Origin of the sequence: Agrobacterium genomosp. 2 str. CFBP 5494 (genome assembly GCF_900013495.1) — a bacterium.
Lineage (GTDB): Bacteria > Pseudomonadota > Alphaproteobacteria > Rhizobiales > Rhizobiaceae > Agrobacterium > Agrobacterium pusense.
Window position 1 is genome coordinate 2801112 of sequence record NZ_LT009718.1, and the last position, 22297, is coordinate 2823408.

Consider the following 22297-nt stretch of genomic DNA (forward strand, 5'->3'; position numbering starts at 1 on the left):
CATGAGCGAGCCGAAACGCGAAATCCTCATCGCCGCCGCCATCCTGCTCAACGAGAAGCGGCAGATGCTCGTGGTGCGCAAGCGCGGCACCACGCAGTTCATGCAGCCGGGCGGCAAGATCGATCCGGGCGAAACGCCGGAACAGGCGCTTCGCCGCGAGCTGGCCGAAGAAATCGGCCTGACGCTGCCCGAAAATGCCGCGCGTTATGAGGGCGTCTTTCGCGAGGAAGCCGCCAATGAGCCGGGCGCTGATGTCGTCGCCCATGCCTTTACCGCCAGGCTTCATTCCGAGGTCACCCCGCAGGCGGAAATCGAGGAAGTCCTCTGGCTCGATCTCGACCGCAACCCCGGCGTCACCATCGCCAGACTGACGGAAACCCAGATGCTGCCGCTGGCGCGCGCCGCACTTACGGAAAGTGAAACCAAGCCGCGATGAACCAGGCCTCTTCCTACTCCGTCGTTTCCGCCAGAAAACTGGGCCTCACTTTCGAAACGGGGGACGGCTCGGTTCACGCGCTGTCCAATGTCGATCTCGACGTGAAAAAGGGCGACTTCGTCTCCTTCATCGGCCCTTCCGGCTGCGGCAAGACCACCTTTCTGCGGGTCATCGCTGATCTGGAAAAACACACGTCAGGCGACATCACCGTCAACGGCACCACGCCGGAAAATGCCCGCAAGGACCGGTCCTACGGTTACGTCTTTCAGGCCGCCGCCCTCTATCCATGGCGCAGCATCGAAAAGAACATCGCCCTGCCGCTCGAAATCATGGGTTACAGCAAGGCCGAGCAGCGCGAGCGCATCGACCGTACAATGGACCTCGTCAACCTCAACGGTTTCGGCAAGAAATACCCCTGGCAGCTTTCCGGCGGCATGCAGCAGCGCGCCTCCATCGCCCGTGCGCTCGCCTTCGATGCCGACCTGCTTCTGATGGACGAGCCCTTCGGCGCGCTGGACGAGATCGTACGCGATCATCTGAACGAACAGCTGCTGAAACTCTGGGATACGACCGGCAAGACCATCTGTTTCGTCACCCACTCGATTCCGGAAGCGGTTTATCTCTCGACCAAGATCGTCGTGATGTCACCGCGGCCGGGCCGGGTGACCGATGTGATTGAATCCACTTTGCCGCGCGAAAGGCCGCTGGAAATTCGCGAGACGCCGGAGTTTCTGGCGATTGCGCATCGGGTGCGTGAGGGGTTGAAGGCGGGGCATGGCTATGAGGGGTGAGGTCAGCGCCAGCATTACCCCCCTCTGCCCTGCCGGGCATCTCCCCCTCAAGGGGGGAGATCGGCAAGAGGCGCGACCACCGCTTCATTCGCAAACGTTGAGACGGGCGAGACCCCACCACGAGTCGATCTCCCCCCTTGAGGGGGAGATGTCCGGCAGGACAGAGGGGGTAAGCTCCACCCACAAGTTAGAGGTAAGCCCCACCCTCAACGCGCAAATAAACCTCACCCACTGAGGGCCAACCCATGACCCTCCTCCGCCACCGCGTCCTCCCCATCCTCGCCATCCTCCTCGCCATCCTCATTCTCTGGCACCTCGCCGTCATCTACCTCAACATGCCCTTCGCCCGCGACCAGGCCACCCGCGCTGGCCAGACGCCGGGCTTCCTCGAACTCCTGCCGCAAACCTTCGCGCAGGAGCGCCCGGTCCTCCCCGCGCCGCATCAGATCATCGCCGAACTCTGGGATACCACCGTCAACAAGGCCGTCACCTCCAAGCGCAGCCTCGTCTACCACGCCGGCGTCACGCTTTCGGCCACGCTGCTCGGTTTCGCCATCGGCGCGGTGCTGGGAATCCTGCTGGCGGTCGCGATCATCCATAACCGCGCCATGGACCGCTCCGTCATGCCGTGGATCATTGCCAGCCAGACGATCCCCATTCTCGCCATCGCGCCGATGATCATCGTTGTCCTGAACTCCATCGGCATTTCCGGACTGCTGCCGAAGGCGCTGATCTCGACCTATCTCTCTTTCTTCCCCATCGTCGTCGGCATGGTGAAGGGCTTAAGAAGCCCCGAAACCCTGCAGCTTGACCTGATGCACACCTATAATGCCTCACCAGCGCAGATCTTCTGGAAGCTGCGCTGGCCCGCCGCCCTGCCCTATCTCTTCACATCGCTGAAGATCGCCATCGCCATCGCGCTTGTCGGCGCCATCGTCGGTGAATTGCCGACAGGCGCTGTTGCGGGTCTCGGTGCGCGCCTGCTCTCCGGTTCCTATTATGGCCAGACGGTGCAGATATGGGCGGCGCTGTTCATGGCAGCCGGTGTCGCCGCCATTCTAGTATCGATCATCGGCGTCGCCCATGCCGCCGTCCTCAAGCGAATGGGAGCACGGCCATGACGAACCCCGGCTGGTTTATCGGCGCTATCCTGTTCTGGCTTGCCGCCTGGGCGTTCAACGAATGGCTGGTACGCCATGCCTTTATTTCCCAGACCGCGAAACGCATAAGCCGCCTCGCCGTGCCGTTGCTGTTCGGCCTTGCCATTCTGGTTCTCTGGGAAGGGGTGGTCCGCGGATTTTCCGTGCCGCCCATCCTGCTGCCGGCGCCGAGCGCCATTCTCGCCCGCCTTCTCGGCTCGCTGCCGATCCTCTGGACGGATTTCCGCCAGACCTTCATCAAATCCGTACTGACGGGTTATGTGCTTGGCTGCGGCCTCGGTTTCCTCGTCGCCATCCTCATCGACCGCTCGCCTTTCCTGCAACGCGGGCTTCTGCCCATCGGCAACTTCGTCTCCGCCCTGCCGGTCGTCGGCGTCGCACCCATCATGGTGATGTGGTTCGGGTTCGACTGGCAGTCGAAAGTCGCCGTCGTCGTCATCATGACCTTCTTCCCGATGCTGGTGAACACGGTGCAGGGGCTTGCTGCCGCCAGCCACATGGAGCGCGACCTGATGCGCACCTATGCTGCCGGCTGGTGGCCGACGCTGATAAAGCTGCGCCTGCCCGCCGCCTGGCCTTTCATCTTCAACGCGCTGAAGATCAATTCCACGCTCGCCCTGATCGGCGCCATCGTCGCGGAATTCTTCGGCACGCCCATCGTCGGCATGGGTTTCCGCATCTCGGCGGAAATGGGCCGCAGCAATGTCGATATGGTCTGGGCCGAGATTGCCGTGGCGGCGCTCGCAGGTTCGGGCTTTTACGGTCTTGTGGCGCTCGCAGAACGGGCCGTCACCTTCTGGCATCCGTCCGTCCGTGGGGGACGAACGTAAATAACGAAAAAGGGAACAGCGATGAAAATGAAACTTGCATCCATGCTTCTTGCCGGGGCGTCACTGCTGACCGCATTTAGCGCTCAGGCAGCCGACAAGATCACCCTTCAGCTGAAATGGGTCACCCAGGCGCAGTTCGCCGGATATTACGTCGCCAAGGACAAGGGCTTTTATGAAGCCGAGGGCCTCGATGTCGATATCAAGCCGGGCGGCCCGGATATTGCGCCCGCGCAGGTTCTGGCCGGCGGCGGTGCTGATGTCATCGTCGACTGGATGCCGTCTGCGCTTGCCACCCGCGAAAAGGGCGTGCCGCTGGTCAATATCGCCCAGCCATTCAAATCATCGGGCATGATGCTGACCTGCCTGAAGGAAACCGGCATCAAGAAGCCCGAGGATTTCAAGGGCAAGACGCTGGGCGTCTGGTTCTTCGGCAATGAATATCCGTTCCTGTCGTGGATGGCGCATCTGAAAATCCCGACCACCGGCGGCGCCGATGGCGTTACCGTGCTGAAACAGGGTTTCAACGTCGATCCGCTTTTGCAGAAACAGGCCGCCTGCATTTCGACGATGACCTATAATGAATATGGCCAGGTCCTCGATGCCGGCATCAAGCCTGATGACCTCGTCACCTTCAAATATGAAGACGAAGGCGTGGCGACGCTGGAAGACGGGCTCTACGTTCTCGAAGACAAGCTGAAGGACGCCAAGTTCAAGGAGGACATGGTCAAATTCGTCCGTGCCTCCATGAAGGGCTGGAAATGGGCCGAGGAAAACCCTGACGAGGCCGCCGATATCGTTCTCGAAAACGACGCCTCCGGCGCGCAGACCGAAAAGCACCAGAAGCGCATGATGGGCGAAGTGGCAAAGCTGACGGCCGGCTCGAAGGGTGCTCTCGACAAGGCGGATTACGAGCGAACAGTAAAGACCCTGCTCGGCGGCGGCTCCGACCCCGTTATCACCAAGGAGCCCTCGGGCGCATATACGACCGAAATTACCGACGCTGCGTTGAAGTAGGCGCAGGCGAAAAGATTGTATCGCGCGGCGATGACCGCGCGATTTTCTTGAATGACAACCTCTCTTCCGTCATCCTCAGGCTTGACCCGAGGATCTACCGACGTTTCGATTGCGGCGATGTGCCTGGATCCGCGTCAAGCCCGAGAATGACGGCGTATTAAGCGTTCTCAGAATTCCAGGCCGCGTCGCGCATTGGTAACCCATCAAATCAATTACAACACCTCGGCCTATACAAAAATGTATATCAACCCTCGTGGCTATGCGGATTGATTTGCACGACAACAAGAATTACAGTCCCGCCCACAAGACTGCCAAATTTGATCTTGTAGAAAAAGCACAGGGCAAAGGTGCTTGAGATTCGCGTTGAGGGGCGTTCGAATCGGGAGGATCGAAAAGGGAGTATTGTGATCCCTTGTTTCACATTCGCCATCGCATGACCTTTTAAGATACGGGCCGCAGCCTGCAGGACATGTGAGCGGATATTGCGCGAGCCAAGACATATGCAGCATAAAGTCACGTTTAACCGCATTCTTTTACTTCTTCTTCTGTCCGCAACGGCGCTTCCCCTTCCAGCAGCCGCGGAGGGAGAGGCGCAGGCGCCGGTGAAACAGCAGAACGTGCCCTCGATCATCGTCGCGCATGTCGCAAAGCGCGACCTCGTGGACCGTGTAATCGCGACAGGCACAATCCGCCCGGTGGATGAAATCTACGTCCAGCCCCTGGTCGACGGCCTGTCGATCGACACGTTGAATGCCGATATCGGCGACCGGGTGGCGGCGAATGCGGTTCTGGCCGTCCTGTCCTCCGATAGCCTCGTCCTGCAAAAGAGCCAGCTCGAAGCCAACAAGGCCAAGGCCGAAGCTTCCGTCACCCAGTCCAAGGCGCAGGTGCTGGAGGCGCAGGCCAATCTGGCCGACGCCCTTCGCCAGCGCGACCGCGCCGCCAAGCTCAGCCAGACCGGTTCAGGCTCCATTTCCGAAACGGAAAAGACCGAAGCCCTCGCGCAGGTGGCGCAGGCTCGCCTCGATGCGGCCAAGCAGGCCGTTTCCGCCGGCGAAGCCGACATCAAGGTGGTTGACGCGCAGATCGCCGATATCGATCTCAAGCTCACGCGCACCGGCGTGAAAACTCCGGTCGCCGGCATCGTTTCAGCCAAGAACGCCAAGGTGGGCGCGATTGCCAGCGGCGCCGGAAACCCGCTTTTCACCGTTATCAAGGACGGCGCCATCGAACTTGTTGCCGATCTTTCCGAAACCGACATTCAAAACGTGAAAGTCGGTCAGAAAGCCTATTTGACGGTTGCTGGCGGAAGAGCGAAAATAGAAGGCAAGGTGCGCCTCGTTTCGCCGACCGTCGATCCGACGACGCGCCTCGGTTCCGTTCATGTGGTGCTGCCGGAAAACAGCCCGGCGCGATCGGGCATGTATGCCAGCGCAGAGATCGTGATCGAGGAGACGAATGCGCTCGCCTTGCCGCTCTCGGCTGTCACTTCAGGGCGTGAAGGCTCGACCACCCGCAAGGTGGAGGGCGACGTCGTCAAGCAGGTGAAGATCGAGACCGGCATAGAAGACGGTGGATTCATCGAGATCGTCAGCGGCCTTGCCGCTGGAGACAAGGTTGTCGAGAAAGCTGGAGCATTCGTGCGTGATGGTGACCGGATAAGACCGGTGGAAGCCCAGACGGCTGCGTCCAACTGACTGAGGGAATGAAATGAACTTCTCCGCATGGTCAATCCGTAACCCGATTGCGCCGCTTCTCGGCTTCGCGCTTTTGATGATGCTCGGCATGCAGGCGTTCAATACGCTGCCGATCACCCGTTTCCCGAATATCGACGTGCCCGTCGTCGCCGTCACCGTGACCCAGAGCGGGGCTTCGCCCTCCGAACTGGAAATGCAGGTGACGAAGGAGATCGAGGACGCCGTTGCCGCCATCAGTGGCGTCGACGAAATTCAGTCCACCGTGGTCGACGGCCAATCGACGACAACGGTCGTGTTCCGCATCGAAAAACCGACGGAAGAAGCGGTTCAGGACACCAAGGACGCCATCGACAAGATCCGCAGCGATCTTCCCTCCGATATCGAAGTGCCCGTCGTCAGCAAGATCGACGTCGAGGGACAGGCGATCCAGACCTTCGCCGTCTCTTCGCCGAACATGACGCTGGAGGAACTGTCCTGGTTCGTGGATGACACGATCAAGCGCTCGCTGCAGGGCCAGTCCGGCATCGGCAAGGTCGACCGTTACGGCGGCGCGGACCGCGAGGTGCGCGTTTCGCTCAGCCCCGAAAAGCTCGATGCCTATGGCATCACCGCGACAGAGGTGAACAGCCAGCTGCGCGGCACCAATATCGACCTCGGCTCCGGCCGCGGCCAGGTGGGCGGCAACGAGCAGACCATCCGCACGCTGGGTGATACACGCGATGTAAGCCAGCTTGCCAACACCACGATTGCGCTTTCCAACGGCCGCTTCGTCAAGCTTTCCGAACTCGGCACGGTTACGGACACATATGAAGAGCAGAAGTCCTTCTCGCGCTTCAACGGCAATCCGGCCGTCACCTTTGCAGTGTTCCGCTCCAAGGGCGCGAGCGAGGTTTCGGTCGCCGAAACCGTCGCGCAAAGTCTCGATCAGGTCCGCAAGGACCACCCCGATGTCTCGATTGAGATGGTCGATGACGCCGTCTATTTCACCTATGGCAACTACAAGGCCGCACTCGACACGCTGATCGAAGGCGCGATCCTCGCCGTTATCGTGGTCCTTCTCTTCCTCCGGAACTGGCGCGCGACACTGATCGCCGCCGTGGCGCTGCCGCTTTCCGCGATCCCGACCTTCTGGATCATGGATATCATGGGCTTTTCGCTCAACCTCGTCAGCTTCCTCGCGCTTACGCTCGCCACGGGTATTCTCGTGGATGACGCCATCGTGGAAATCGAGAACATTGCCCGCCATATCAAGATGGGCAAGACGCCCTATCGCGCGGCCCTCGAAGCAGCCGATGAAATCGGACTTGCCGTCATCGCGACCAGCTTCACCATCATCGCCGTCTTTGTGCCCGTCTCGTTCATGCCGGGTATTCCGGGCCAGTATTTCATCCAGTTCGGCCTCACTGTCGCCTTCTCGGTATTCTTCTCGCTGGCAGTGGCCCGTCTCATCACACCCCTGATGGCGGCCTATCTGATGCGCGCCGAAGACGCGATGGACGATCACCACGACAATGACGGCAGGCTGATGAAGGCCTATACGCGCATGGTGACCGCCACCACGCGGAAATGGTGGGCGCGTTATCTCACGCTATTGGGAGCGATTGCCTTCCTCATCGCCTCGGTGATGCTGTTGAGCCAGGTCCCCGGCAGCTTCCTGCCGCCTGATGACGCCTCGCGCGTCACCCTGTCCGTTGAACTGCCGCCCAATGCGACGCTGGATGAGACCGACCGCACGACGACGCAGATCTACCAGGCGATCCGTGACATCAACGGCGTGGAAAGCGTCTTCATCCTCGGTGGCGCTTCGCCCAAGGGGGACCTGGAGCTGCGCCGCGCCACGGTCAATGTCATCCTTGAGCATATCGATCACTCGCTGCTGAAAACCCTCGTGAACAAGGGGCTCGGCTCCATTCCGCTCATAGGCCAATATCTTCCCAAGCTGGAGGAGAAGGGCCGTACACGTCCGCAATGGGATGTCGAGCGGGATATTTTCGCGCAGGTGCGTGGCATTGCGGATGTTCGCATCATCAAGCTGAACGACCGCGCGGAACGCGAGCTTTCCTTCAACTTCCTTTCAACCAACGAGAAGGATCTGAACGACGCCGTGGGCATTCTCGAAAGCCGCCTGCGCGCTTCGCCCATCCTTGCCAATGTCAGTTCGGAAGGCGCTCTGCCCCGTCCCGAACTGCAGATCCGCCCGCGCAAGGATGAGATCGCCCGCCTGGGCATCACGCCGCAGCAGATTTCGCAGACCGTGCGTGTCGCCACCATCGGTGATATCGATGCGCAGCTGACGAAAATCTCGCTGGATGACCGGCAGATCCCGATCCGCGTGCAGGCTTCGCTCGATACCCGCCGCGATCTCGCCACCATCCGCGCCTTGAAGATCAAGACCGCCTCCGGTTCGCTGGTGCCGCTCTACAGCGTGGCCGATATCGATTACTCGGAAGGCCCGAGCTCGATCAAGCGCAACGACCGCAACCGCGTCGTCTCCATCGGCTCGGACGTGCCTTTCGGCACGGCGCTCGATACGTCGACGGCCGAGTTCAAGCGCATCGTTTCGGAAACCAACCTGCCGGCAAGCGTTCGGCTTGCCGAAAGCGGTGACGCCAAGGTGCAGGGCGAAATGCAGCAGGGCTTCGTCAACGCCATGCTGCTTGGCCTGATGCTGGTGCTGGTCGTGCTCATCCTGCTGTTCAAGGATGTGATCCAGCCCTTCACAATCCTGTTCTCGCTGCCGCTTGCCATCGGCGGCGTGGCAGTCGCGCTCATCATCACCCAGAACGCGCTCTCCATGCCGGTTCTCATCGGCATTCTGATGCTGATGGGCATCGTGACCAAGAACGCCATCCTGCTGGTGGATTTCGCCATCGAAATGCGCCGTCACGGCATGGAGCGGGTGCATGCCATGGTGGAGGCCGGCCGCAAGCGCGCCCGCCCGATCATCATGACCTCCATAGCCATGTCGGCAGGCATGCTGCCCTCCGCGCTCGGCGTCGGCGAAGGCGGTTCGTTCCGCGCACCGATGGCGATTGCGGTCATCGGCGGCATCATCGTTTCCACGGTGCTGTCGCTGATCGTGGTGCCGGCCTTCTTCCTGATCATGGACGACCTGTCGCGTCTGCTCGCCCACCTCTTCGGCCGTTTCGTCGGCAAGAAGGAAGAGGAGGAAGAGGCCCTCTCCAACGAGAAACTCTCGGAGATCGCCCGCGAAAACAGCCTCGCGCTTTCCTCGCTGGAGGCACGGGTGGCCAGTATGGAAAAGGGCAGCGGCGACAAGGCCGCGGACAAGGGCAGCAATATATTGCGACTGCCGCCGCTTGCCGCGGAGTGAATGCTGCAGCTTGAAGATTGAGACGCCGGGTCATGTGCCCGGCGTTTCCATATACTTTGGGAGAGCACGACATCGCGGATCGTTTCTTCTCCCCGCCGGGACCCGTTGCAAAATTCATCACGGGACCCTTTCGGGAGATTTTCAGCCGTGATTTCCCGTCCCGCCTCTGTCTTTGGCGGGTTTTGGGTGGGTTGGGGATGTTTTCGGTGGTTTTCAGGCGCAGTGGGGCCTTGCAGGTGTTGTCAAAGTCACCCAGCGGCGCATGTTGAAGGCCATGGCTGCCAGTAGCACCTGCGCCCTGGCCTTGATCAGCCCACGGTAGCGGATCACGTCGAGCCCCATGCGGTTCTTGAGTGTGGCAAACGTCGTTTCGACGGCCGCCCGCCGTTTCGATATCAACAGGTTAAGCCGGGCAAGCCGCGGCGACAGAACGCGGTGATGCCGGTTCGGACGGCGCATCAGCCGCGGCTTGATGCCTTTCGCCTTCAAGGCTTTCTCCCGCGCATGGGTATGATACGCCCCATCTGCCAGAACGCAGGCCTCGTCGCCGACGATCAGCCGATCGGCGACGACCGTATCGTTCACATTGGCAGGCGTGGTGATAATCCTGCGGATCAGGCCAGACCCTTCATCGACACCGACATGCGCCTTGTAGCCATAGGCCGAGCCGTGCTTGCCCTTATGCCGGACAAAGCGGGCATCCGGATCGATTGTCCGCTCATCGCTCCCGGCAGCACCAGGATGATCCGGCTCTTCCGGTTTGCGCCCATCTGCAAATCCAGCGGCCGCATCGAAGTCACCATTGCGCCCCCTGGGTGGCCGCGACGCCGTCGTTTCGATGATCGTCGCATCCAGCATCGTGCCGCGCCGCAGGATCAGGCCCGCGGCATCGAGCTGCCGGTCGAGTTCTCCAAACAACCTCTCCAGCAGACCTTCGCCAATCAAAAGGTTACGGAAGCGGCAAAGCGTGGAATGATCCGGAACGGCCTCCTCAAGCGTCAGGCCGACGAAACGCTTGAACGACAGCCGGTCGCCAAGCGCCTCCTCGAGCTCCATGTCGGAAAGCCCATAGAGTGACTGCAACAGCAGGGCCTTGAACATCACCAGCGGTTCATAGGCCGGACGACCGGCGCTTTTCTCATCACGAAGACGCGACAGAAGCTTTTCGAACCGATACCACTTCACAACGCCCGACAAGCGCTCCAGCCGACCGGAACCCTTCGCCTGCGGCATCAGCGCCTCAACGAAACTGAACTGCCTGTTGTCTCGCACCGACATCGTAACCTCGCCCGCTATCCTCGACCGAGTGAATCACAACCACGGAATTTTGCAACGGGTCCCGCCGGGGAGAAGGTCCGCGGCAGCGGGATGAGGGGGCAAGCTCTCCTGATATCTCGACCCTCGCCCCCTCATCCCGCTGCCGCGGACTTCTCCCCCGGCGGGGAGAAGAAATATGCCGCACGCGCTCGCTCCATATTTCCCTTGTGATTGGAAGCATGAGCAGCCCCATCATTTCCTTCCTCACAACGGCCGCACCCCCGTTTGATCGAAATCAATTCGCTTTCCACCTGAACTGCTAGTCTCCCTCGCATCGGGAATTGCCGGTCGAGGATAATGCGATGAGTTCAGTGCAGATGGGCGTGAGGGGCAAGGAACATCCCCGGTTTCGTATCGCTTCGGACAGCCCGGCAAAAGGTTTGAGCGGGAGCCGAATGGACGTGAACAAGACCGTGAAGCTGAGCAACAGGGACAGGAACATTCTGCTGCGTGCGCCCTTGATCGGGATCGCGGATGACGCGGTGGCGCTGAAGCTGATGGAGGCGGCGACCATTGCCAATGTGAATGCCCGCCATGTGCTTTTTAAGGAAGGCGAACTGGCCCAGCATTTCTATTGCGTGCTGTCGGGTTACGTCAGGCTCTACCGGCTGGACAGGCACGGGCGCGAGGCGGACGTGCGCGTCAGCGGCCCCGGCGATACCTTCAATGAATGCCTGATCTTCGGTAGCGACACCTATCGTTACAGCGCGCAGGCGGCGGAAAGCTGCACCGTGGCGCGTTTCGAACTCACCAGGCTGCGCAGCCTGATCGATCAGGAACCGGCCATCGCCAAGGCCGTCATGCGCTGCCTGTCCAACAGCCTGCTGGCCGCCATGGACTGCGTTGCCAATGACCGCCTGCAGACGGCACCGCAGCGTGTCGCCCATTACCTCATCAATCAGGGCCCGCGCGACGCGACATCCTTCTCGCTGCGGTTGCCGTTCCAGAAAAGCCTGCTCGCCGGCAAGCTCGGCCTTGCGCCGGAGGCCCTCTCCCGCGCCTTCTCCACCCTGAAAAAGTCGGGCGTCACGGTGCGCGGTCGCATCGTCCAGGTCAATGACGTGGCGGCGCTGAAACAGATCTGAAAATACGGGGAGAGGACGAAGGGCGGGAGGCCATCAGGCATTCCGCCCTTCGGGGTATTGCACGGAAGTCATCCAGGCTGCGGTATAAAACCGAAACTGTCGCCCCGCCGCTCGACCGTAAAAAAGCCGCCGAGATGGCCGCCGGACACCAGCCAACCATGGTCAGCCGCCGCCGACAACGCTTCGAGACGCGTCGCATGGGCGAGTTCGGAATCGATATCATAGACAAAAGCAATTCCGGGATCGGCCGCCTGCATGTCCCCGACATGCAGCACATCGCCCCATAACATCAACCGCTTATCGTCTCTTCCTATGAGATAAGCCATCTGTCCGGGCGTATGACCGGGCACCGCGATTGCCTCTATGTCCTCGGCAACCGTCCCCACCGAGATCGGCCGCAACATCGCGCCGCAAATATCGATCAGGCGGGCAGCCAGATCGAAACCGCCCTGCCGGGCGGGCGGCAATGCCTTTCGCGCCTCTGCATCGGTGAAAAAGGCAAGATCGGCCTCCGGCACCCATATCTCCGCCTTGGGAAAATAAGGCCGGTCGCCATCGATGAGGCCCAGCGCGTGATCACCGTGAATATGGGTGAGGATGACACGGCTGACATCATCGGGCTGGATACCGGCGGCAATCATAGCCGCACGGGCATGGCCATAGGCCTCGCCCCAGGCCGTGCCGCAGCCGGCATCGATCAGCCAGATGCCCTCAGGTCCCGAAAGCGTGAAGCAGTTGACGTCCATATTCACTGTTTCGCCGTGATGGCCGGCAAGGGCCGCAGCCAGCGCTTCGGCACCCTGGCGGTGAATGAGATGGCTGACCGGTGCCTTGTAGACACCGTCGACAAAACGGGAAACTTCGTAAGCGCCGAAACGGCGGGGCATCGTCATATTTCAGAAACCGCCCTGCTCTTTCAGGAAACCGACGATGCGGTCCACGCCATCGCCCCGTTTCATGTCGGTAAACACGAAGGGCATGGCGTTGCGCATGCGCGTCGCATCGCTGTCCATGACAGTCAGATCGGCACCGACATAGGGCGCAAGGTCCTTCTTGTTGATGACGAGCAGGTCCGAACGGGTGATGCCCGGCCCGCCCTTACGGGGAATTTCCTCGCCCTGGCAGACGGAAATCACATAGATGGTGATATCGGCGAGATCGGGTGAAAATGTCGCGGCGAGGTTATCGCCACCGGATTCGATGAAGACCACGTCGAGATCGGGAAAGCGCTGGTTGAGCCCGGCAATCGCCTGCAGATTGATCGTGGCATCTTCGCGAATGGCCGTATGCGGGCAACCACCCGTCTCCACCCCGACGATCCTTTCGGAAGGCAGCGCCTGCATGCGCACCAGTGCCTCGGCATCTTCCTTGGTATAGATATCATTGGTGACGACGGCGACCGAATAATCGGCGCTCATCGCCTTGCAGAGCTTTTCCGTCAGCGCCGTCTTGCCGGAACCCACCGGCCCGCCAATCCCAACGCGCAGCGGACCATTACCCGATTTCATCACTCTGTTCCCTTCACTATGCTGTGGTCCAATCTTACGACAACCACTCAACAGCTCAAATATACGCAAGGATCATGCCACTTGTTTCTTCTCCCCGCCGGGGAGAAGGTGGCCCGAAGGGTCGGTGAGGGGGCTGGCTCTCGGTATATCTCTACCGGAGCCCCCTCATCCCGCTGCCGCGACCTTCTCCGCGGTGGGGAGAAGAAACAAGTGGCACGCGCTCGCCCCATGGATTGCCGTCGCTTTCACGACCGGAAAAGCCGTGTCCCCTGTGTTTCATGACGCATTGCCGCCGTATCGGCGATGATCGTGGCGCTGCCGAGGTCATCAAGCGTGGATTGGACGGCCCGTGCCGCCACCTCGGCAATCCCAGCCTCGCTTGCGGCGAGAATGGCAACGCCATCTTTCTGGCCCGCGACGCCGAGACGGATACCGGCAGAAACGATCTGTGAAACACCTGCATGCAGAAAGGCGGCAAGCGTCTCGCGCAGCGGCACGCCGTGGCCAGCGGCCACAGCGCCTATGGCGACGGGATAGGGAGCCTCTTTCGGCAACAGCTCCAGAACCGCATGCGGCCAGGCGCTGGCGGCGGAAACGAAGGCGTCCCCCAGAAGCACGGTCTCCCGATAACGCTCCGCCGAGCCGGCGAGCGCGCGGCCAAGATCAGCGGTTTCGCCGAGTGCTGCGGCATCCTGCGAGCTTCGCCAAGCATCTGCCAGAAAAACCGCGTCGTTCCACAGGCTGCCGTGGCGCAGCAGCGTTTCCACCCAGCCGCTCAACTCGGCGGCATTACGCACACGCCCGTCCTCCACCGCCTTTTCCAGCCCGCCCGAATAGGAAAAGCCGCCGACAGGAAACGCCGGCGACATCCAGGCCATCAGGCGCAGCAGCGCGGCGACGCCGCGTTCCCCGCTCACGCCTCAGCCGTGATCATGATGGTGGTGGCCATGCCCGTGCCCGTGATCATGGCCATGCGAGTGGCCGCCATGGGCGTGATAAGCGCCGCGCGCCGGCTGAAACGGCTCTTCCACCTCGCGCACTGTGGCGCCCAGACCTTCCAGCATGGCGCGAATGACATGGTCACGCAGGATGAGAATACGCTCCTCCTCGATCTGCGCCGAAAGATGCCGGTTGCCCAGATGCCAGGCGAGCTCGATCAGGTGAAGGCGGTCCTTCGCCTTGATTTCGAACAGCTTTTCATCCGCCGCACGAACCTCGATCAGATCGCCGTTTTCGACCATCAAAAGGTCACCATGGGCAAACAGCACGGCTTCCTTCAGGTCCAGCATCACCATCTCGTCATTCTGCAGATGCAGAAGCTTGCGGCGCAGATGCCGCTGGTCATGCGCCAGCGTGACATAGCCGGAGGGCTCGTCGGCAGGGGTTCCGGCCGGGTGATAGGAGGTGACGCGCAGCATGGGATGATCCGTTTCAGAAACAGTCTTTGGGGTCTGATTTTTGACGGATAGGCGGGGGGATTTCAAGGTGTGTTTTCAGGGCGGCAATGCCTCGGAAAACAAAAAGCCCGGCATCTCTGCCGGGCCTTTCTCAAACAACAAAACCAAAATCAGGCCGCAGCGCGGCTTTTCAGGTTTTCCAGAATGTTCTGCGGCGAGGAAACGCCGTAGGGGTCGCTATCGCAATTGTCCGAATAGCCTTCTTCCTCGAACCACTGCTCGACGACGCCATCGTTGATGACGGCGGCGTAACGCCAGGAGCGCATGCCGAAGCCGAGATTGTCCTTGGCGACCAACATGCCCATCTTGCGGGTGAACTCGCCCGAACCGTCAGGGATGACCTTGACGTTTTCGAGGTTCTGACCCTTGGCCCAGGCGTTCATGACGAAAGCATCATTGACCGACAGGCAATAGATTTCATCGACGCCGAGCGCGCGGAATTCCGGCGCCAGCTTTTCGAAATCAGGAAGCTGGTAGGTCGAGCATGTCGGCGTGAAAGCGCCGGGCAGCGAGAAGAGGACGACCTTCTTGCCCTTGAAATAATCGTCGGAGGTCATGTCCTGCCAACGGAAGGGGTTCGGGCCGCCAACGGCCTCATCGCGAACGCGCGTGCGGAAGGTTACGGCGGGCACTTTTTTGCCGAGCATGTCTTGTCTCCTGTTCTGGCGTTTTGCGAGGCATCGCTTGGGATCGATCCGCGCGGAATTCTTTTGCCGTTTCCATAGCGCAAGACGCGCTGCGGTGCAACATAAAAATGGGATTCCAGCCACCAAATGCGCGAAATGCCGCACGGAATTGGGGATCAATTGTGCAGGTCTATCGACCAGCGCAACAGCGGCGGCAAGGGCGTCCACCAACCGGTTTGAACGCCCGCTTCCCGCAACATCGCGGCTGACCACGTGTTACAGCCGGCGAACGCATTGAACTGGCCATTCGCCTCGAAAAAAGCGTCCGTCAGGCCGTAGCCAGCGCCGGGTATCGGACTAACACCGTCATCGTTTCCGGCAAAACTCGCCCGGATGCCCGCGACGAGACGCTGATAACCCGCTTCGGAAATTCGAAGCCGTTTCACTCCGGCGAGATCAGCGGGAAAATCACCTGTCACATCCACATGCATGACGGAGCTGTCCAGCGTGAAAGAGCGCAGAACCGGCATCGGTTTCAAATCGGCCCAGGTGGGCGTCTGAATGTAAAACGAGCGGCCGCCCCAGCCGAACACCAGATAGGCCGCAGCTGGATGATTGACCGCGATCCCACCCTCCTGCAACGCGGCAAAGACCCGCCGCAGATCGTCATCAACCGGCAGGGCGATATCGGTGTGGATCGGGTTGGATAAGAGCAGGATTTCCCTGCTCTTTTCGCCTTCACCCACCTGCTCGGCAAAAAACGGGCGCGGCGCAACCGTGCCCAGCACAAGAAGCAGGAGGAGCAGCAGCAGGCCGCCGCCGATCCATCGTGTGAGGCGTCTCAAGAGCGCCTGCCGTCAGAACAGGAAATAACGCTGCGCCATCGGCAGCACGGTCGCCGGTTCACAGGTCAGAAGCTCGCCATCCGCACGTACTTCATAGGTCTCGGGGTCAACCTCGATATGCGGCGTCAGCGAATTGTGGATCATCGAGGCCTTGGAAATGCCGCCGCGCACATTCTTCACCGGCAGCAGCTTCTTCGCGACGCCAAGGCGCTGGGCAAGGCCGGCATCCAGCGACGCCTGCGAGACAAAGGTCACCGAGGAATTGGTGCGCAGCTTGCCATAGGCGGCAAACATCGGCCGGTAATGCATCGGCTGCGGCGTGGGGATGGAGGCATTAGGATCGCCCATTGGCGCGGCAGCGATCGAGCCGCCAAGCAGCACCATTTCCGGCTTCACGCCGAAAAACGCCGGGTTCCAAAGAACCAGATCGGCACGCTTGCCGACTTCGATGGAGCCGATCTCGTGGCTGACACCCTGGGCGATGGCCGGGTTGATGGTATATTTTGCGATGTAACGACGAACACGGAAATTGTCGTTTTCGCCGGTCTCTTCCTTCAGGCGGCCACGCTGGCGCTTCATCTTGTCAGCGGTCTGCCAGGTGCGGATCGCCACCTCGCCGACACGGCCCATGGCCTGACTATCGGAGGAAATGATCGAAAACGCGCCGATATCGTGGAGAATATCCTCCGCCGCAATGGTTTCCTTGCGGATGCGGCTTTCGGCAAAGGCGATATCTTCGGGGATGGACGGCGACAGGTGGTGGCATACCATCAGCATGTCGAGATGTTCCGCCAGCGTATTGACGGTGTAAGGCCGCGTCGGGTTGGTCGAGGACGGAATGACGTTGGGCTTACCGCAGACCTTGATGATGTCAGGCGCGTGCCCGCCGCCGGCGCCTTCGGTGTGGAAAGCATGGATGGTGCGGCCCCTGATAGCCGCAACCGTGTCTTCCACGAAACCGCTTTCATTCAGCGTGTCGGTATGGATCATCACCTGCACGTCATATTCGTCGGCCACCGTCAGGCAATTGTCGATGGCGGCGGGCGTCGTGCCCCAGTCCTCATGCAGCTTCAGCGAGGAGGCACCGGCGAGGATCATTTCCTCCAGCGGAGCCGGCAGAGAGGCATTGCCCTTGCCCGCAAGCGCGAGGTTCATCGGGAAAGCATCGAAGCTTTCGATCATCCGCTCGATATGCCATGCGCCGGTGCAGGTGGTGGCAAGCGTGCCGTGCGCCGGGCCGGAGCCGCCGCCAAGCATGCAGGTCACACCACTCATCAGCGCTTCTTCGATCTGCTGCGGGCAGATGTAATGGATATGCGCATCCATGCCGCCGGCCGTCAGAATCTTGCCTTCGCCGGCAATTGCTTCCGTCGAGGGACCGACGATGATCGTCACGCCGGGCTGCGTATCGGGATTGCCGGCCTTGCCGATGGCGTGAATGCGGCCGTTCTTCAGGCCCACATCTGCCTTGTAGATGCCGCTATGGTCAACGATGACGGCATTGGTGATGACGGTATCGACAGCGCCCTCTGCCCGCGTCGCCTGGCTCTGGCCCATGCCGTCGCGAATGACCTTGCCACCGCCGAATTTCACTTCCTCGCCATAGGTCGTGTGGTCCTTCTCGATCTCGATGAAGAGTTCGGTATCAGCAAGACGCACCTTGTCGCCAACGGTCGGGCCGAACATGCCGGCATAGGCGGCGCGGGAAATCTTGTATGGCATGGGTTCAGGCTCCTTCGGACGCGGAGAAAATCGGTATGGGGGAAAATCGTGCCAGCCGGCCCGTTCCCGCAAGGGCATCGACCAGCTGTTGTTCGGCAGTAAAGGGATGGCCGCTCCAGCCCTGGTGGCTGAAACCGGCAATCGTCACCTCGTCATCATCGCCGCTGACATTTTCAAGAACATGGGCAATGGCAACGAGGCCGGTGCTGGGGCAGACGTACGGTGCGGGCTTATAGGCTTCGAGCGCCGTATCGAGCCTCTCATGCACACCGCGAGAAATAACTACATGGCTCTTGCCGCCAGCTCGCGCGATGGCCGCGAATTCGCCGGTATAATCGGCGCAGAAATCAGTGAGTTCTGGCCAGGCTGCGCGGATGCCGGGTTCCATTTCGGCAAATTTCGCAGGATCGCGCACCGACCAGATGGCGGCGGCTTGGCGCACACCATGGCTCTCGCGCCATTCGCTTCCCTCGGTCATCTCGCGACCCGGCCGCCCGGTATTACACACGGCCACCACATCTGTTCGCGTACCGCCCGGCCCAAGAGACCGGCAATCATTAAAACGGACGACGATATCCGACCGGTCGATAAGCAGGGCCGCGCCTGGCGGCAGCTCCCCGTTTCCGACAATCGTGATCCGCCGCCCCATGGGTTCAGAAACCTTCCGAGACTTGGCGCAGTTCTTCCGCCCGCTTGCCGCTCGTCTCGGCCAGGCAGGAAGAGATCAGCATCGGCTCCATTGAGCCGCCACGCGCCTGAAAACCGGCAAGTGCGCAATTGGCGTCACGGAACGCCACCCATGCGCGCTGAGCTGTCACCAGCGCGTCGGTTGCACCCTTTCCATCCGCATCCGCAGCCTTGTCACGTTCGATGAGCAGCTTGCGCAGCTTCTGATAAGCGACATTGAGCTCTTTGTCGGCCTTTTCGTAATCCTTGCCGGCGCAAATCGTCATGTCCGCCTGCGTCTGCGGTTCCTTGCAGTTTGGCTCCTGCGCGGCAACCGGCATGGAAATACCGGCGGTTACGCAGATGAGAGCGGTCATGACGAGGTTGTTCTTGCTGATCGCCATCGCTCAGGCCGCCGCGCCGTCATAAGCCTGCGGCTTCAGCGCCCGCGGATCGACGCCATCGAGACAATTGGCATTGACCGCCACCATCGGCGTACCGTCAGGCCCATCGGCATAGGCAAAGCTTTCAATGCCGCAGGTGGAGCAGAAAAAATGATGGATCCTGTGTTTGTTGAAGAGATATTCACTCAGCGTGCCCTCGCCGGAAAGCAACGTGAACTTGTCACGTGGCGCGAAGGCGAGCGTGGAGCCCAGACGTTTGCACCGCGAACAATTGCAGACAACAGTGTGATCGAGATCGGTATCGACCTCGAAGCTGACGCTGCCGCACTGACAGCTTCCATGATAATGCGCCGTCGCCATTTCATAACCTCCCCATCACCTGTTGACGGAAACCATAAACCTCCCGCTTCCCGGAAAGCGGCACCAGCGTCACTTCCCGCTTCTGGCCAGGCTCGAAACGCACCGCCGTGCCGGCCGGAATATCGAGACGCATGCCGCGCGCCTTTTCGCGATCGAAAAGGAGACCCGCATTGGTCTCGAAGAAATGGTAGTGGCTGCCCACCTGCACCGGCCGGTCGCCCGAATTGGCCACTCCGATCGTCACGGTCGGCTGGCCGGCATTGAGTTCGATGGTGCCTTCGGCGGCAATGATTTCGCCTGGTTTCATCGGTGTTCTCCTTATCGTTCTTATGCGGCCGTGGCTGCCGCGCAGCCTTCCGCCTTCAGCACCCGTTTTGTCGATGCCGGGTTATTGATGAGCTTTCCCGCCGGGCGGACGGGCCTTCGCACCAGTTCGCCACCGCAATTCGGGCACGCGCCCTTGAGCACGCCGGTCACGCAATCAGCGCAGAAAGTGCATTCGAACGAGCAGATCATCGCGTCCCCGCTGTCGGGCGCTAGATCACGGTCGCAGCATTCGCAATTGGGCCGAAGTTCCAGCGCCATACGTCACCTCACCGGATCGGTTCGTGAACGGTCACCAGCTTGGTGCCATCAGGGAAGGTCGCTTCCACCTGCACATCGTGGATCATCTCGGCAATGCCGTCCATTACCTGATCACGGGAAATGACATGCGCGCCCGCCTCCATCAGGTCGGCCACGGCGCGGCCATCGCGTGCGCCCTCCACCACGAAATCGGTAATCAGCGCAATCGCTTCGGGATAGTTCAGCTTGACGCCGCGTTCCAGCCGGCGGCGCGCCACCATGGCGGCCATGGAAATCAGCAGCTTGTCTTTTTCTCTTGGGCTAAGGTTCATCGTCGTCCCACGGCTTGGCATCTGCTCCACAAACGAGGTTTGCTGGAGACCAGATCCGACATTTGACAGACCCCGAAGAACGCCTGTCACGAGACGATCCGAGGGGTTTACAGATTCCAGACTTTCGGCACTGGCGCGCCGTTTCGCAAGAGCGAAATGATCGGAAAAAGCAATTTTCTCAAGGAGAAACCATCAGCGGCGGATACGCGCACGACGAGCTTGCCCTGCCACTCGCTGGCACCGCCGCTTTCCCCGGCAATCGCCCGGATTTTAGGCAGAAGCGCTTCGGCCATAGGCCCGATATAAAGCAGCGTGGCAAAGGCAACCTGGCCGGCCAGAACCGCCGGTTTCGCGGTCAGCGCCGCCACCTCGCCCGCAAGCAGAAGTTCTTCGGCATGCACCAGCTTGCCGCCGTGGCGAATGCGCCAGCGGTCACGAAAAAGCCCATGCGTCATCGCCTCGCCCATGGCCTGGCGGCCAAGCAGCACGGCTTCGACGGCGATGAATTCTGAGGACTGGTCAAGATCGGCTTCCAGCCGACGGGTGAGCGACGCCCGGTCAAAGAGGATCGTTTCCTGCGGCAGCCAGTGCAGCTTCGCACCCGGCCCGGCGGAAACGCGCGCGGTCACGGTGGCGGTACCCGACGACGCCTTGTAGACCTTTTCGCAGGCCTGCGTCGTGACCACAAGCGAGGTACCGGCGCCGGCGACTGCCTGCCATTCAAGTTCGTCCCCGCCGGTCAAACCACCGGAGGAGTTGATGAGAATGGCTTCTGCTTCGTTCGAGTAGGTTTCCGGCAGACGGATCTTGGCGCAGCCCTCCTGAAACAATTCCTCCAGCCGGCTGCGCCCTTCAACTGCCTTGGTTACAATGCGCCCTCTGCCACGGGCGCGCTGTTGCCGGACAGGTTGAGCGTCTTCGCAACCGGAAGGGCTGATGGCTTGCTGTTGCTGCTGCACGCGGTCTCCGAAGCGGTTGCGGAAGCGGGATTGGCCTTGGCGACGCAATCCTTCCTGACGACGGCGTCCACCACCATCTGCCCTTCCGTGTTACGGAAGAAATCCCACATTCTTTCGGCCGCATCAACCGTGCGCGTCACTTCGCCTGTGGGCATCTTGCGCTCCACGGCAGGCTCCGCCTTCGGCGTCTGCTCACCGCCCGGCTTGCGGGTAACAACGGCGTTTGCGGCCAGAACCTCGGCCTTCATGGTGGCGCGCGGCCAGGCATGGTCCCAGTCGTTGATGACATAGGACTGGATACGAGCGCCTGCCTTGCAGACATCGTAAGAATTGACCGTGAAGCTCTCGCCCACCTTGCTTTTGGCGGCGCCCTTGCAACCGTCCATTTCAGCCCAGCGCTTCAGCGCCGTCTCGCCGCTATATTGCCAGTAGGATTTGCCGCCGCCCTGATAGGGGTTGGCGGGATCCTTCAGCCCGGCAAAGGCGATGATCGACATCGGCCGCGCCGGTGTGCAGCTTGCCGCATCCGGTGCCCATTTGCCTTCGGTTTCCTGCGGATAACCCGCGCGCAACGAGGCGACGAAACCGGCGGCATTAAAATCCTTGGCTCCGGTGCAGATGAATTGCGACAGCATGCGCCCGCCGCCGGAATAGCCGGAACCGTAAAAACGGTCCTCATCGACGCAGAACTTGCCCTTCACCATGGCGATCGCTTCATGAATGAAGCTCACCTCATCCAGCCCGCCGGGGCGTGTGGTCACGCCGGGAACATTCCAGGCATGGGTGCCCGGCAACTCGCCGTTTAAACTGCCCGCCAGCGCGACGACTACAAGACCATCACGCTCGGCAAGCTTGTCCCAGCCGCTGCGGTTCAGCTGGCCGTGCGGGTTGCTGTTGGAACCGTGAAAATCGAATACGACAGGCAGCGGTTTATTTCCATCATAGGCGGATGGAACAAAATACACGCCGTCGCGTTTCTGCCCGTTAAAGACAATGGAAAAATCATGCCGACCCGGTTCCATGCCGGGGCCAATACCCTGACCGCAGGTCGATGCCGACGCTGCGACACCTGCGCTCGCGCTGATGACAAGCCCGAGAAACAGGCTGCGGCCGAAACGAACCCACCGGCTCACTGCAAAGTCTTGAATCATTGACACGCCTTTATTGGCACAGTTTCCCGACGATACGTC

Annotated in this window: 24 protein-coding genes; 8 read left to right on the plus strand and 16 right to left on the minus strand. The window is 60.9% G+C overall.

The features are described from left to right. Position 1: 1 nt before the first annotated feature. The 7 genes from AGR2A_RS14035 (at position 2) to AGR2A_RS14065 (ending at position 9262) form a co-directional block, all read left to right on the plus strand. On the plus strand, positions 2-436 hold the full coding sequence (locus AGR2A_RS14035; protein ID WP_035210621.1) for an NUDIX hydrolase: 435 nt from the start codon (positions 2-4) through the stop codon (positions 434-436). After that, a complete protein-coding gene (locus tag AGR2A_RS14040) occupies positions 433-1227 on the plus strand; it encodes an ABC transporter ATP-binding protein (RefSeq protein ID WP_072494760.1) in 795 nt (264 codons plus the stop codon). The genes AGR2A_RS14035 and AGR2A_RS14040 overlap by 4 nt, the downstream gene beginning before the upstream one ends. Positions 1228-1472: 245 nt before the next feature. Continuing rightward, positions 1473-2348: an ABC transporter permease gene (locus tag AGR2A_RS14045; protein WP_072494761.1), complete on the plus strand. Its 876-nt coding sequence runs from the start codon at positions 1473-1475 to the stop codon at positions 2346-2348. Next, positions 2345-3217 carry an ABC transporter permease gene (locus AGR2A_RS14050; RefSeq protein ID WP_072494762.1) on the plus strand — a complete coding sequence of 291 codons (873 nt, stop codon included), beginning with the start codon at positions 2345-2347 and terminating at the stop codon, positions 3215-3217. The genes AGR2A_RS14045 and AGR2A_RS14050 overlap by 4 nt, the downstream gene beginning before the upstream one ends. A gap of 21 nt (positions 3218-3238) precedes the next feature. Then, a complete protein-coding gene (locus AGR2A_RS14055; RefSeq protein ID WP_072494763.1) occupies positions 3239-4231 on the plus strand; it encodes an ABC transporter substrate-binding protein in 993 nt (330 codons plus the stop codon). A gap of 500 nt (positions 4232-4731) precedes the next feature. Beyond that, positions 4732-5928, plus strand: coding sequence for an efflux RND transporter periplasmic adaptor subunit (locus AGR2A_RS14060; protein WP_072494764.1), 1197 nt, complete (start codon positions 4732-4734; stop codon positions 5926-5928). 13 nt (positions 5929-5941) lie between these two features. Beyond that, positions 5942-9262, plus strand: coding sequence for an efflux RND transporter permease subunit (locus AGR2A_RS14065; RefSeq protein WP_004443274.1), 3321 nt, complete (start codon positions 5942-5944; stop codon positions 9260-9262). Positions 9263-9475: 213 nt separating this feature from the next. On the opposite strand, the gene AGR2A_RS14070 is transcribed toward AGR2A_RS14065, so the two are convergent. After that, positions 9476-10540: an IS5 family transposase gene (locus AGR2A_RS14070; protein WP_080822424.1), complete on the minus strand. Its 1065-nt coding sequence runs from the start codon at positions 10538-10540 to the stop codon at positions 9476-9478. A gap of 434 nt (positions 10541-10974) precedes the next feature. On the opposite strand from AGR2A_RS14070, the gene AGR2A_RS14075 reads away from it, so the two are divergent. Next, the gene (locus AGR2A_RS14075; RefSeq protein WP_004443275.1) at positions 10975-11664 is read left to right on the plus strand and encodes a Crp/Fnr family transcriptional regulator; all 690 of its coding nucleotides are present in this window, start codon (positions 10975-10977) and stop codon (positions 11662-11664) included. A 68-nt stretch (positions 11665-11732) separates the two neighbouring features. Here AGR2A_RS14075 and aidB read toward each other — a convergent pair whose 3' ends face one another. From aidB to AGR2A_RS14150, 15 genes are all read right to left on the minus strand, one after another. Beyond that, positions 11733-12557 carry an AidB family quorum-quenching N-acyl homoserine lactonase gene (gene aidB / locus AGR2A_RS14080; RefSeq protein WP_072494765.1) on the minus strand — a complete coding sequence of 275 codons (825 nt, stop codon included), beginning with the start codon at positions 12555-12557 and terminating at the stop codon, positions 11733-11735. 3 nt (positions 12558-12560) lie between these two features. Further along, complete coding sequence (ureG, locus tag AGR2A_RS14085; protein ID WP_072494766.1) at positions 12561-13172, minus strand: urease accessory protein UreG; 612 nt, start codon at positions 13170-13172, stop codon at positions 12561-12563. 245 nt (positions 13173-13417) lie between these two features. Then, complete coding sequence (locus tag AGR2A_RS14090; RefSeq protein WP_072494767.1) at positions 13418-14089, minus strand: urease accessory protein UreF; 672 nt, start codon at positions 14087-14089, stop codon at positions 13418-13420. 3 nt (positions 14090-14092) lie between these two features. Continuing rightward, the gene (gene ureE / locus AGR2A_RS14095; RefSeq protein WP_022556801.1) at positions 14093-14590 is read right to left on the minus strand and encodes an urease accessory protein UreE; all 498 of its coding nucleotides are present in this window, start codon (positions 14588-14590) and stop codon (positions 14093-14095) included. Positions 14591-14739: 149 nt separating this feature from the next. Further along, positions 14740-15276: a peroxiredoxin gene (locus tag AGR2A_RS14100; RefSeq protein WP_006699556.1), complete on the minus strand. Its 537-nt coding sequence runs from the start codon at positions 15274-15276 to the stop codon at positions 14740-14742. Between the two features lie 155 nt (positions 15277-15431). After that, a complete protein-coding gene (locus AGR2A_RS14105) occupies positions 15432-16100 on the minus strand; it encodes a TIGR02117 family protein (protein ID WP_072494768.1) in 669 nt (222 codons plus the stop codon). 12 nt (positions 16101-16112) lie between these two features. Beyond that, positions 16113-17822, minus strand: coding sequence for an urease subunit alpha (gene ureC / locus AGR2A_RS14110; RefSeq protein ID WP_072494769.1), 1710 nt, complete (start codon positions 17820-17822; stop codon positions 16113-16115). Positions 17823-17826: 4 nt separating this feature from the next. Next, entirely contained in the window at positions 17827-18471 is a 645-nt protein-coding gene (locus tag AGR2A_RS14115; RefSeq protein WP_072494770.1) for a Urease operon accessory protein, read from the minus strand. 4 nt (positions 18472-18475) lie between these two features. Next, the gene (locus AGR2A_RS14120) at positions 18476-18892 is read right to left on the minus strand and encodes a lysozyme inhibitor LprI family protein (protein ID WP_080822972.1); all 417 of its coding nucleotides are present in this window, start codon (positions 18890-18892) and stop codon (positions 18476-18478) included. A 3-nt stretch (positions 18893-18895) separates the two neighbouring features. Beyond that, on the minus strand, positions 18896-19252 hold the full coding sequence (locus AGR2A_RS14125) for a GFA family protein (protein ID WP_072494771.1): 357 nt from the start codon (positions 19250-19252) through the stop codon (positions 18896-18898). Between the two features lies 1 nt (position 19253). Further along, positions 19254-19559, minus strand: coding sequence for an urease subunit beta (locus tag AGR2A_RS14130; RefSeq protein WP_072494772.1), 306 nt, complete (start codon positions 19557-19559; stop codon positions 19254-19256). Between the two features lie 20 nt (positions 19560-19579). Next, positions 19580-19837: a DUF1272 domain-containing protein gene (locus AGR2A_RS14135; RefSeq protein ID WP_048902744.1), complete on the minus strand. Its 258-nt coding sequence runs from the start codon at positions 19835-19837 to the stop codon at positions 19580-19582. An 8-nt stretch (positions 19838-19845) separates the two neighbouring features. Next, a complete protein-coding gene (locus AGR2A_RS14140; protein WP_004443305.1) occupies positions 19846-20148 on the minus strand; it encodes an urease subunit gamma in 303 nt (100 codons plus the stop codon). A 107-nt stretch (positions 20149-20255) separates the two neighbouring features. After that, a complete protein-coding gene (locus AGR2A_RS14145) occupies positions 20256-21107 on the minus strand; it encodes an urease accessory protein UreD (RefSeq protein ID WP_072494773.1) in 852 nt (283 codons plus the stop codon). Next, complete coding sequence (locus AGR2A_RS14150) at positions 21014-22258, minus strand: alpha/beta hydrolase family esterase (protein WP_072494774.1); 1245 nt, start codon at positions 22256-22258, stop codon at positions 21014-21016. The genes AGR2A_RS14145 and AGR2A_RS14150 overlap by 94 nt, the downstream gene beginning before the upstream one ends. Positions 22259-22297 lie beyond the last annotated feature (39 nt).

Coding starts and splice junctions, on each gene's coding strand:
- AGR2A_RS14035 (WP_035210621.1), top strand. CDS start 2: ATGAGCGAGCCGAAACGCGAAATCCTCATCGCCGCCGCCATCCTGCTC.
- AGR2A_RS14040 (WP_072494760.1), top strand. CDS start 433: ATGAACCAGGCCTCTTCCTACTCCGTCGTTTCCGCCAGAAAACTGGGC.
- AGR2A_RS14045 (WP_072494761.1), top strand. CDS start 1,473: ATGACCCTCCTCCGCCACCGCGTCCTCCCCATCCTCGCCATCCTCCTC.
- AGR2A_RS14050 (WP_072494762.1), top strand. CDS start 2,345: ATGACGAACCCCGGCTGGTTTATCGGCGCTATCCTGTTCTGGCTTGCC.
- AGR2A_RS14055 (WP_072494763.1), top strand. CDS start 3,239: ATGAAAATGAAACTTGCATCCATGCTTCTTGCCGGGGCGTCACTGCTG.
- AGR2A_RS14060 (WP_072494764.1), top strand. CDS start 4,732: ATGCAGCATAAAGTCACGTTTAACCGCATTCTTTTACTTCTTCTTCTG.
- AGR2A_RS14065 (WP_004443274.1), top strand. CDS start 5,942: ATGAACTTCTCCGCATGGTCAATCCGTAACCCGATTGCGCCGCTTCTC.
- AGR2A_RS14070 (WP_080822424.1), bottom strand. CDS start 10,540: ATGTCGGTGCGAGACAACAGGCAGTTCAGTTTCGTTGAGGCGCTGATG.
- AGR2A_RS14075 (WP_004443275.1), top strand. CDS start 10,975: ATGGACGTGAACAAGACCGTGAAGCTGAGCAACAGGGACAGGAACATT.
- aidB (WP_072494765.1), bottom strand. CDS start 12,557: ATGACGATGCCCCGCCGTTTCGGCGCTTACGAAGTTTCCCGTTTTGTC.
- ureG (WP_072494766.1), bottom strand. CDS start 13,172: ATGAAATCGGGTAATGGTCCGCTGCGCGTTGGGATTGGCGGGCCGGTG.
- ureE (WP_022556801.1), bottom strand. CDS start 14,590: ATGCTGCGCGTCACCTCCTATCACCCGGCCGGAACCCCTGCCGACGAG.
- AGR2A_RS14100 (WP_006699556.1), bottom strand. CDS start 15,276: ATGCTCGGCAAAAAAGTGCCCGCCGTAACCTTCCGCACGCGCGTTCGC.
- ureC (WP_072494769.1), bottom strand. CDS start 17,822: ATGCCATACAAGATTTCCCGCGCCGCCTATGCCGGCATGTTCGGCCCG.
- AGR2A_RS14115 (WP_072494770.1), bottom strand. CDS start 18,471: ATGGGGCGGCGGATCACGATTGTCGGAAACGGGGAGCTGCCGCCAGGC.
- AGR2A_RS14120 (WP_080822972.1), bottom strand. CDS start 18,892: ATGGCGATCAGCAAGAACAACCTCGTCATGACCGCTCTCATCTGCGTA.
- AGR2A_RS14125 (WP_072494771.1), bottom strand. CDS start 19,252: ATGGCGACGGCGCATTATCATGGAAGCTGTCAGTGCGGCAGCGTCAGC.
- AGR2A_RS14130 (WP_072494772.1), bottom strand. CDS start 19,559: ATGAAACCAGGCGAAATCATTGCCGCCGAAGGCACCATCGAACTCAAT.
- AGR2A_RS14135 (WP_048902744.1), bottom strand. CDS start 19,837: ATGGCGCTGGAACTTCGGCCCAATTGCGAATGCTGCGACCGTGATCTA.
- AGR2A_RS14140 (WP_004443305.1), bottom strand. CDS start 20,148: ATGAACCTTAGCCCAAGAGAAAAAGACAAGCTGCTGATTTCCATGGCC.
- AGR2A_RS14150 (WP_072494774.1), bottom strand. CDS start 22,258: ATGATTCAAGACTTTGCAGTGAGCCGGTGGGTTCGTTTCGGCCGCAGC.